Origin of the sequence: Methanoregula sp., assembly GCA_041645435.1 — an archaeon.
GTDB lineage: Archaea > Halobacteriota > Methanomicrobia > Methanomicrobiales > Methanospirillaceae > Methanoregula.
The window spans coordinates 301,641-312,295 of the sequence record JBAZQB010000003.1; the positions used below are offsets into that span (position 1 = coordinate 301,641).

The window sequence follows — 10,655 nt, forward strand, 5'->3', positions numbered from 1 at the left end:
TTGTGTTCGGACTTCTGTACTCTGGTGTCTTGCGGGGCGCCCGTTTGACATACCAATATGGGTTTTACAAGGGTATAGCCGCGTGAACGGGGGTGGTATCCGGGGCGAATGCAAGCCCGGCTGGCGCAACCGGGCAGGGAGAGTTGCGCGCTCGTCAATTCGCAGGCCCGGTGGTTGCTATTTGCGTATCGGAGAGTGATGCTCGCGGGATTTTCATAATTTTCTGCATCGTCACGACGTTGCCAATGCCCCAGTCAAAGACCCGGTACCGGAGCAGCCCGTGTTCCCGCGAGAGGACCATGAACTGGATGTTGTCGGCCTCCGTCCGGTAATACGGTTCCATCTCCCGGATGACCTCTTCGTACTGCTCCCGGACATTGCGGGCGTTTGCTACGAGCTCTATGGGCCGCGTCACCCGGACAAGGATCGATCCCGCGTTGCTCCAGCCGATGAGATCGAACGGGGATTTCGGATCAGGGATTACCCCGACGATATACCCCTCCTCTTCCAGCATGCCAGCGATCTCGCAGCTCCCGCGGGGAACATGCTGGCCGTTTCTCTTGCCCTTGGCAGCCACCCCGCCGGCGTTCTTCTTGTGCCGGTGCCCCTTCCGGCGCTTCTTTCCCTTTACCGAGCTGCGTCGCGGGGATTCTTTTGGCCCGGTCTTGTCCGGCTCTGTTCCGCTCCGGCCGGCATTGTCAGTACCGACCGGGTTTTCCTCCTGTTCGATCGCCCCCGCGGGTGCTGCGGTTACGGCCGCATCCGTCTTCTCCGCGATTGGGGTGTTCTCCTGCGGTTCCTGGTTCTTTTCGGGTAATCCGTTTTCTTCTGCGAATCCGTTCATTTTTTTCACATCTGCCGGGGGATTTGTTCAACAACGTTTTCTTCGGGCGCTGGGGCTCGTTCAATTCAATTCCAAAGACGCCGGTCCGGTTATAGCCGGGGCTATGATCCTGAAATTTGCTGCCTTTTTCGAATCGGCAGGTAACCTACAGGATTAAACCCACGATTGAGAACCCGGAACACCGGACCGACGTTTACTGACTATTTTTAAAGAAGGTGAAGAGCGAGAAGAGGGGGGCGTGGCCGCTCGTTTTCCGGTAGCGTTTCCCCATGTCCAGTACGTTTCCGTTTGCTGCTACAGGGACCAGCTTTGCATCGGATGCCGCTGAGGAGGCGGACGTAAACCATTCGATCACTGCTTCGCACTTTTGTTTCAGTGTTGCAAAGATCTGTTTCGCCAGGTTTCCCAGGTGTCCGACGTATTTGCTGGTCATTGTATTGATCCAGATGTTAGCAAATTCGGGTTAAAAAGGTAATTGGTTGCTATGGGATTTTTCGCAGTTATGCGGCTGTTTTGCGGGAATCGGGGCTCGGATTGGGGCTTGATTCGTATAACCATTTGGTTAGCTTTATTGAGGGAGTGGGGGCGCGGCAATGGGATTGCCGAAATCCAGTTTTGCGGGGCCGGATTTGGGAGAGGGGGTGGGAGGTGCGGCAAAATGGTGGTGGCAGTTTAAGATTTCCGGATCTTGGATTTCTCTGTATCACACAGTATATGTGTATGTACAATAGAGGGACCAGAAACGAGCTTTTTACCACACTATATCTAAGGGATGTTGTTGCAGTTTCTCAATACCCGCCTCACCGCAAGTCACAACCCTTAACGCACATCAACGAGAATAGAATTGTATCGAAGGAACATCCACCATGGCCCGGCAAAGCACGAAGAAACAGAAGACCAGCAACGGGGCAAACCTCGGGTTCGAGGCAACGCTCTGGGCTGCTGCCGACAAACTCCGTGGCCACATGGATGCAGCGGAATACAAGCACGTAGTCCTCGGACTCATTTTCCTGAAGTATATATCCGATGCCTTTGAGGAGCGACACGTATCCCTTGAGACCGAGCTGAGCGATCCCAAGAGCGAATGGTACGTTGCCGAACCGCAGGCCCGGTACCATACCCTGGAGGACCGGGACGAATACCTGTCGGCCAATGTCTTCTGGGTACCCAAGGAAGCCCGCTGGTCAACCCTCCAGGCAAACGCAAAGCAGCCCACGATCGGGAAACTGATCGATGACGCGATGGTGGCAGTCGAGCGTGACAACCCTTCCCTCAAGGGTGTGCTGCCAAAGGATTATGCCCGCCCGGCACTGGACAAGACCCAGCTGGGTGAGCTGATCGATCTTATCGGCACTCTCGGGCTCGGTGAGAAAGAGCACCGGTCGAAGGACATCCTCGGGCGTGTGTACGAGTACTTCCTCTCGCAGTTTGCAAGCGCTGAAGGAAAGAAGGGCGGGCAGTTCTATACCCCCCGGTCGGTAGTAAAGACCCTTGTCGAGATGATCGAGCCGTACAAGGGCCGGGTGTACGACCCGTGCTGCGGCTCGGGCGGGATGTTTGTCCAGAGCGAGAAATTTGTCGAGGCGCACGGGGGAAGTGTTGCGGATATCGCAGTCTACGGGCAGGAGTCTAACCCCACGACCTGGAAACTGGCCGAAATGAACTTGGCCATCCGGGGGATCGAGGGCAATCTCGGCCCCGAACACGCGGACAGCTTCCACCGCGACCTGCACCCGGACTTGAAAGCTGATTTCATTCTCGCCAACCCGCCGTTCAATATGAGTGACTGGGGCGGCGAGCGGCTCAGGGATGATGCCCGCTGGAAGTATGGCCTCCCCCCGGCCGGCAACGCGAACTTTGCCTGGGTGCAGCACTTCATCTACCATCTCGCCCCGACCGGCATTGCGGGTTTCGTGCTCGCGAACGGGTCCATGTCCTCCAACCAGTCCGGCGAGGGCGAAATACGGAAGAATATCATCGAGGCTGATCTCGTGGACTGCATGATCGCCATGCCGGGCCAGCTCTTCTACTCCACCCAGATCCCGGTCTGCCTCTGGTTCGTGACACGGGACAAGAAGAACCACAGGTTCCGCAACCGTCGCGGTCAGACGCTCTTCATCGATGCCCGGAAGATGGGGACACTGATCGACCGGGTGCACCGCGATCTCACCGATGAGGATGTTGCCCGGATTGCATCCACGTATCACGCATGGCGGGGCGAGAAGGAAGCCGGGACCTATGCGGATGTGCCGGGGTTCTGCAAGAGTGCATCAACCGATGAGATCCGGAAGAATGGGTTCGTGCTGACACCCGGGCGGTATGTGGGCGCCGAGGATGTCGTGGATGATGGCGAGCCGTTTGAGGATAAGATGGGGCGGCTGGCAGCGAAGCTGGGGGAGCAGTTCCGGAAGTCGGAGCGGTTGGAAGGGGAGATTGCCGGGAATCTGAAGGGATTGGGGTACCGGTTATGAGTAAGAACAATCCTGGCGGGATTTTTATCTTGCATAATCTCACATTGTGGGTACACTGTCCCCACAATCCGGAGTGGAGTCCCGCATATGAGTAAGAACAGAGAACAAGTCCCCGCGAAGAGTAAGCGTACCCCGGTAAAAATACCGGAGGAGAACGATCTTCCGGCATCGTTCCCCGTTCTTCTCGGAGACATCCAGAATCTGATTGAGACCGCCCGTACCCGTGTAGCAATTGGTGTCAATGTTACGCTCCTGCTGCGGAACTGGAGCATCGGATCACGAATCCGCAGAGATATCCTTGGGAAAGAGCGGGCTCCGTATGGGAAAAAAATAGTCGCGACATTGTCGCAACAATTGGCCCGGGAATATGGGCAGGGATTTGAACGGACGGAACTCTTCCGGATGATACAGTTCGCCACCGTATATCCCGATGAACAGATTGTCCAGACTTTGTCGCAACAATTGAGCTGGTCCCATTTTGTCGAATTGATCAAGGTCGATGATCCTCTTGCCCGTGAATATTATGCCGCCCTGTGCCGGATTGAGCGATGGAATGTCCGGACACTCCGGGACAAAATCAACGGGATGCTCTTTGAGCGGACGGCCATCTCAAAAAAGCCGGAAGAACTTATCCGGGAGGAGCTGGCGAAACTTACGGAAGCTGATCGTATAACTCCCGATCTGGTCTTCCGCGACCCGTATTTCCTTAACTTTCTCAAACTTGAGGACACATTCTCGGAGCGGGATCTTGAATCCGCGATCCTGCGTGATCTGGAGCGGTTCATTCTCGAACTTGGCACTGATTTTTCTTTCGTAGCCCGGCAGAAACGCATCACGGTCGATACGGTGGATTATTACATTGACCTGCTCTTCTATCACCGCAGGCTGCACCGCCTCGTTGCAATCGATCTGAAACTGGAACGATTCCAAGCTGCCTATAAGGGGCAGATGGAACTGTATCTCCGGTGGCTGGACAAGTACGACCGTCCTTCCGGAGAGGAGTCCCCTATCGGTCTGATTCTCTGTGCCGGGAAATCGACAGAGCACGTAGAACTCCTCGAACTGGAGCAGAGCGGTATCCGCGTTGCTGAGTACCTCACGGAACTTCCCCCCCGGGATCTTCTGGAACGGAGACTGAAGGCAGCAGTGGAGGCGGCGAGGGAGAGGTTTGCGGGGAAAGAGGAGAGGGAATCGTGACGAGCTGCCTGCCGGTGCATTCGTCCCACAAGCTGTGGGACAATTGGGGCGCCCTGTGTGTGGCATCATTTCCTGACAATCCTGGCCTGACGCAAGGGTATGTGGGCGCCGAGGATGTCGTGGATGATGGCGAGCCGTTCGAGGAGAAGATGGGGCGGCTGGCGGCGAAACTGGGGGAGCAATTCCGGGAGTCGGAGCGGCTGGAAGGGGAGATTGCCGGGAATCTGAAGGGATTGGGTTATCAGATATGACCGAAGAGCGGGATATTGAAGAAGATCTGAAACCGAACTTCGGAGATTACGCTCATGCAGGAGTGAGGGCTGGGCTATCTACTGCCCCATTTGTTGGGGGACCTTTGGCGGAATTTTTCGCGATGGTTATCGCACCCCCCCTTGAAAAAAGGCGAGATGCGTGGTTGATCGAAATTTTCACACGCTTGAAAAAATTAGAAGAAGAAATTGATGGATTTAAAATTGAAAACCTTACAACAAATGAAAATTTCATCAGTACATTATTTTATGCAACACAAATTGCGATGAGGACCCATCAACAAGAGAAACTCGAAGCACTGAGAAATGCAGTAATAAATTCCATCTCCATACCCACAATCGATGAGAATCTTCAATTGATTTTTCTGAATCTTATTGACCGGTATACTCCGTGGCATTTGGTTATTTTACAATTTTTAGATAATCCCCATCAATATGGTGAAAGTCATGGAATCAAGTATCCAAATCCGACGTCCTTCGATAACTTGAGGACTGTAATAGAACTCACGTTTCCAGAATTGAATAAAAAACAAGAATTTTACGATCAAATTGTAAAAGAAATGATTTCGGATGGCTTATTGCAACAACCAAAGAAGCCGAATCCGTACGACTCCGGTGAAATGAAGGTAACAGAAATAAATTTGGGTGGCTTTCTGCCACCGGGAAACATATTATGGCAAGGAATGTTCGCATCACGTACAACAGAAATGGGAAAGCAATTTCTAGAGTTTATTAGTGATCCGATTGGGAGTCAAATGAAAAAAAGATGATACCATTTTCAATAGAATCAATTGTTGAAAAATTGTAAGAATATAGAGTAGATAGATATGCCCTCTGAATGGAAAACAATGCAATTACAAGATTTTGTTACACTACAAAGAGGGCATGATCTTACCGAATCCGATAGAATGCCTGGAAATATTCCCGTATACGGCTCCTTTGGAATGAGTGGATATCATAATGCTGCAAAAGCGAAAGGTCCAGGAGTTACTGTTGGAAGAAGTGGTGGATCCTTTGGTGTTGTAAATTATTGTCCTGTCGATTTCTGGCCACATAATACGGCACTCTATGTGATTGATTTTCATGGAAACGATGAAAAATTCGCATATTACTATTTGAAAAACCTTGATTTTACCCGATACAACTCCGGCAGTGCGCAAGCATCCCTCAATCGAAATTATATCCATCCTATGGAAGTGAAAATTCCTTCTCTCCCCACCCAGCACGCTATCGCCCGCATCCTCGGCTCGCTCGATGACAAGATCGAGCTCAACCGCCAGATGAACGAGACGCTCGAAGCGATGGCACGGGCGATCTTCCAGTCATGGTTCGTAGACTTCGATCCGGTGCGGGCGAAGGCCGATGGGCGCGACACCGGGCTGCCGGCTGATATTGCGGCGCTGTTTCCGGATGGGTTTGAGGAGATTGATGGGCGGGAGGTGCCGAGGGGGTGGGGGGTTGGAACGGTCGGAGAATCGACAACGATTGTTGGTGGAAGTACACCAAGTACAATCAACTCTGAATATTGGGAAGATGGTACCCACAACTTTGCAACTCCAAAGGACTTAGCTTCATTATCCACTCCAATATTACTAGACACAGAAAAGAAAATCACGGATCAAGGTGTGAATCAGATTAGCTCTCGAATTTTACCACTCGGGACTCTTCTTCTGTCCTCTCGTGCTCCGATTGGGTATACTGCAATAGCAACAGTTCCTGTATCGATCAACCAAGGCTTTATCGCAATAATTTGCGACAAAAAGTTACCGAATTTTTACCTCTTAATGTGGGTAAACGAAAATATGCAGTCAATAATTGATAGGGCAAACGGTACGACGTTTCTTGAAATATCAAAATCGAATTTCAAACCGATGGAGATACTCATTCCATCAAAGGAAATACTCAATAGATTCGCCGCATTAGTCAAACCGCTATATTCACAAATTGAAAATAACGAGCAACAGTCCCGCACACTCGCCCAAACCAGAGATGCGTTGCTGCCGAAACTGATGAGCGGAGAGGTTCAGGTACCGATTCCATAATTTCATAAATTCTTACGATATGACAGAAAATGGTTTCACTCACCTTGCATTTTCTGACGAATCCCACTGGAATACGGGAAGATATCGTGGGATCTCAATCGTAACGATGCTCGCGCAAAACTATCCCCCTCTCAATGATGAACTTCAAACAATAATTGACGATGCTGGGACTGATGAATTCGGTTTCAAAAAGTTAGACAATTCCAAATATCGAAGACTGGCGGAACAATTATGCGAATTCACTTTTAGAAAAGTCCGAACGAATGATATCAGAATCGACATCCTTACGTGGGACACCCAGGATGATAGGCATGATATCAGATTCCGTGATGATATCCGGAATTTCCAAATTATGTATTATCATGTTTTTAAAAATGTCTTCAAACGACGATGGCCCGACGAAGCGGTGTGGCAGTTATGTCCCGACGAACAGGAACAAATGGACTGGGCTGATTTAAACGAACATCTTGACGGGGCCAGTGTTGAAGGGCAAATTATTCGGAAGCCATCGGGATTCAGTCAGTACTCCGTGGAGTTTAAACGCAATTTTAAAATCTCGAATATTTGTCCAAAACAATCTCATCTCGAACCATTCATCCAGTTAGCTGATTTATTTGGTGGGTTAGGAGTGTATTCGAGAGAACACTATGACTCCATCGCCCGATGGCTGAAACTTAACGATACCCAGAAAAAACTATTCCCAATCGATGAGGACGAGAAAGAAAATATAAAATTCAGCAGATCTCACCAACAAAGATGTCCCTTGGTTGTTTCATTCGATTCAAAATGTAAAGATAACAATCTAACGGTCAGTCTCAAAACAAATAACGGGTTTAAAACTCTCGATCCCAATAAGCCCCTAAATTTCTGGTGGTACACCCCTCAGCATGAGAGAGATAAAGCACCAACAACAAAACAGCAGACTTTTTAGAATGAGTGGAGAGGGAGATTTGAACTCCGCACTGTCGCCCAGTGTGGGTAAGACTGTGATCTTGTTTTACTGATTACAACAAAGGTGGAAAGGCATTCCTGCCTCCACACGGGCGACTCCGCCAATGAATGCAATCGTTGCTGTCATGTTCATCGATACCGCTACCTTGATGCTGAGCATCAGTGCCGTTAGTTTGTTCAGGTTCATCTTTACCATTACTCCGAAACAGAATATCAATGCCATAACCAGGTAAAGTTCGATCGTCAGTCCTATCTCCACATTTTTTATAGAAATAATATTTTGCGAATACTAAGTATTTATCACTTTCACTCACCCCACCACCTCCCTTTCACGCCTTCCCAGTCAGAAAACATCCGCAGAAAGTATTGAAGATCAGCCCTCGTACATAATAATAGGAAACGGAATCTGCGATGGAAATCTCAATCGAATATATTGTCGAGGATCTTAACGATCTGAACCTCGTGATATTACAGTTGCTGCATGCCGGTAACAATGCTCCTCTCAAAGGAGAGGTGGCGTTCCAGAAAGAGATGTTCCTTATCGCAGATTATATCGAAAAGATCGGTGAGCTGGCGAAATTCATTCCCCACACCTTCGGCCCCTACAGCGAGGCAGCTGAAAATGGGATGAGGAATCTGAAATCCCGGGGGCTTGTGGAGGAAAAGTATCACGAATATTATTTAACTCCCCATGGGGTTGCAGCACTCAGTAAGGCCAAATCTGCGTTTACTGCGGAACAGATCGAAGTGATTCAGGATTACAAGGAGTTCCTCAATGACCTGTCGCGTGATGAAATACTCCTTTTCGTTTATGTTTCATACCCGGATTTCATAGAGAAATCGGCTGTTTATGAACGGGTGATACGAAAGCGGATTCCCACCGCAATCTCACTCTATAAGAAAGAAAAAGCCAGCCTGGAGAAAGCCGCTTTTTTGGCCGGGATTCCGGTGGAGAAATTCCTTGACCGCGCACGAGATCCGTTGAACTGAACCTCAAAAATTATCAAACAATCTCGATTGTCCTTCCGGAATTTTTTTCTCAGCACTTATTCTCTTGGCATCTGCTTTCCAGCCATACTCCCAGGTTTTGTAGTCTTCCAGGCCTTTCAGTTTCATCAGGTAATGACCTGCATTGCTGTCGGTACACAAGAAGATACAATAGACGATGGCGGCCTCTTCGGTTGTATTAACCTCTATAACTATCGGTGGCTTTTCGTAGAGCCTTGTCAGTTTTTCTGCATAGAGATCGATGAGGGCTTTCCGGGTGTTGTCATATTTTTTCATCAGGATGTCGTATTTTGGTCGCCAATCTGATTCTTCCATCCCTAAGGCCTGGCTGACAATATGAGGATTGATATCGATATTCATCTGGAGGCCGTACGTCATCAGGGTGATGATCATCTCCGGCTTCCTAACTCTTACCTGCCCTTTCTTGGTTGTGAACTGGCCCTGAAATTTTCCTATCTTCTCCACCAGTTCCCACGGCAAGTCCGAAGAGCTGTACGGATCCAGGATCCAGATGCTGGGGTAGGTCGGCGATAATTGGGTTCGGGCAGCATCAATGGCATCTTCGATGGGTAATGTGGTGATGATAGATGTTGTTCTGGAATATTTTCTGAGTAATCGCTCCAGATTTACCTTCTGTGCTGTGCAGATAGCCGGCTTCTGATGAAAGGTATTGAGGAATAATTTCTGTCCGTTTGAGTAATGTTCAAGACATTCTGCGGCAAGAATCGCCGAACCGTTCCACGTCGGCTCGCCGAGTTTATATTTCGCACTTTCTTCGCAGTAACACAATCCTGTTGAGGCGAAAAGATCGAAAATATCCAATGTGGGAGGATGGTTCCTGACATTCTCAACCCAGATGTTCAGGTAGGATTTGATGAAGGCATGTTTTTTCCGGGTATGCCACTTGACGCGATCATAAATGAGCCCTTCATTATCGCGATAGAAATCCTCCATTATTGTCCAATTATCTTTAATAAGGCATAAATTTGATGAGAATACCAATAAGCAATAAGCTCGAAACAGACTGGTAGAACATGGCCCTAAACTCCGGCATCGAATGGACCGAAACCACATGGAATCCGGTAACCGGCTGTACCAAGATAAGCCCCGGCTGTAAGAACTGCTACGCTGAACGGATGGCGTACCGGCTTCAGGCAATGGGGCAGCCGAACTACCGCGACGGGTTCAAGGTGACCCTGCAGGAGCGGATGCTCCCCCTTCCGCTTGAGTGGAGAAAGCCCCGGATGATCTTTGTCAACTCGATGAGCGATCTCTACCATAAGGATGTCCCGACACCCTTTATCAAAAAAACATTCGATGTCATGAGAAAGGCATCGTGGCATACATTCCAGATACTCACCAAACGATCCGATCGGTTCAGGGAAATTGAGGAGACAATCAAAATCCCTAAGAATGTCTGGCTGGGTGTCAGCGTGGAGTCCGAGGATTATCTCTATAGGATAGATGATCTTCGGGCAACACACGCACCCGTCAAATTTCTCTCGCTTGAACCGTTAATTGGCCCGCTGCCGGGTCTGAACCTTGACGGTATTGATTGGGTAATTGTTGGGGGGGAGTCGGGACCCGGTGCCCGGCCGATGCAGGAAGAATGGGTGACGGATATCAGGGACATCTGCCTTGCCTCGAATGTTCCGTTCTTCTTCAAACAGTGGGGTGGCGTTATCAAGAAACGGGCCGGCAGGGTTCTTGAAGGCAGGACATGGGATCAGATGCCGGGTCTGAATGCCGGTATGGTATAGCCATTCTCATCAAACCTGTAAATTTTACTTTCATTTACAGAACCTTTTTGTTCTCACGCACCAACCAATCTGTAAATACCTGAAAATTTTACAAAAATTTACAGATATTAGTA

General features: G+C 49.5%; 12 protein-coding genes. 8 read left to right on the forward strand and 4 right to left on the reverse strand.

The annotated features are described in order from the left end of the window. Positions 1–154: 154 nt before the first annotated feature. Together WC593_08185 and WC593_08190 are read right to left on the reverse strand one after the other, a co-directional pair. Positions 155–844, reverse strand: coding sequence for a hypothetical protein (locus WC593_08185; protein MFA4825123.1), 690 nt, complete (start codon positions 842–844; stop codon positions 155–157). 193 nt (positions 845–1,037) lie between these two features. After that, entirely contained in the window at positions 1,038–1,277 is a 240-nt protein-coding gene (locus WC593_08190; protein ID MFA4825124.1) for a hypothetical protein, read from the reverse strand. 433 nt (positions 1,278–1,710) lie between these two features. Between WC593_08190 and WC593_08195 the strand changes: the two genes are divergently transcribed. The 6 genes from WC593_08195 (at position 1,711) to WC593_08220 (ending at position 7,754) form a co-directional block, all read left to right on the forward strand. Beyond that, entirely contained in the window at positions 1,711–3,315 is a 1,605-nt protein-coding gene (locus WC593_08195) for a class I SAM-dependent DNA methyltransferase (protein ID MFA4825125.1), read from the forward strand. Positions 3,316–3,402: 87 nt separating this feature from the next. Continuing rightward, complete coding sequence (locus WC593_08200; protein ID MFA4825126.1) at positions 3,403–4,512, forward strand: PDDEXK nuclease domain-containing protein; 1,110 nt, start codon at positions 3,403–3,405, stop codon at positions 4,510–4,512. After that, positions 4,509–4,763 carry a hypothetical protein gene (locus WC593_08205; GenBank protein MFA4825127.1) on the forward strand — a complete coding sequence of 85 codons (255 nt, stop codon included), beginning with the start codon at positions 4,509–4,511 and terminating at the stop codon, positions 4,761–4,763. The genes WC593_08200 and WC593_08205 overlap by 4 nt, the downstream gene beginning before the upstream one ends. After that, complete coding sequence (locus WC593_08210; GenBank protein MFA4825128.1) at positions 4,760–5,551, forward strand: hypothetical protein; 792 nt, start codon at positions 4,760–4,762, stop codon at positions 5,549–5,551. Before WC593_08205 ends, WC593_08210 begins: the two co-directional genes overlap by 4 nt. A gap of 57 nt (positions 5,552–5,608) precedes the next feature. After that, positions 5,609–6,823: a restriction endonuclease subunit S gene (locus WC593_08215; protein MFA4825129.1), complete on the forward strand. Its 1,215-nt coding sequence runs from the start codon at positions 5,609–5,611 to the stop codon at positions 6,821–6,823. Between the two features lie 19 nt (positions 6,824–6,842). Further along, entirely contained in the window at positions 6,843–7,754 is a 912-nt protein-coding gene (locus tag WC593_08220) for a DUF3800 domain-containing protein (GenBank protein MFA4825130.1), read from the forward strand. A 66-nt stretch (positions 7,755–7,820) separates the two neighbouring features. On the opposite strand, the gene WC593_08225 is transcribed toward WC593_08220, so the two are convergent. Next, a complete protein-coding gene (locus WC593_08225) occupies positions 7,821–8,033 on the reverse strand; it encodes a hypothetical protein (GenBank protein MFA4825131.1) in 213 nt (70 codons plus the stop codon). A 152-nt stretch (positions 8,034–8,185) separates the two neighbouring features. On the opposite strand from WC593_08225, the gene WC593_08230 reads away from it, so the two are divergent. After that, on the forward strand, positions 8,186–8,764 hold the full coding sequence (locus tag WC593_08230; protein MFA4825132.1) for a hypothetical protein: 579 nt from the start codon (positions 8,186–8,188) through the stop codon (positions 8,762–8,764). Positions 8,765–8,767: 3 nt separating this feature from the next. Here WC593_08230 and tcmP read toward each other — a convergent pair whose 3' ends face one another. Beyond that, positions 8,768–9,736, reverse strand: coding sequence for a three-Cys-motif partner protein TcmP (gene tcmP / locus WC593_08235; GenBank protein MFA4825133.1), 969 nt, complete (start codon positions 9,734–9,736; stop codon positions 8,768–8,770). A gap of 80 nt (positions 9,737–9,816) precedes the next feature. Between tcmP and WC593_08240 the strand changes: the two genes are divergently transcribed. Next, positions 9,817–10,542, forward strand: a complete 726-nt coding sequence (locus tag WC593_08240) for a phage Gp37/Gp68 family protein (protein ID MFA4825134.1) — start codon at positions 9,817–9,819, stop codon at positions 10,540–10,542. Positions 10,543–10,655: the final 113 nt, after the last annotated feature.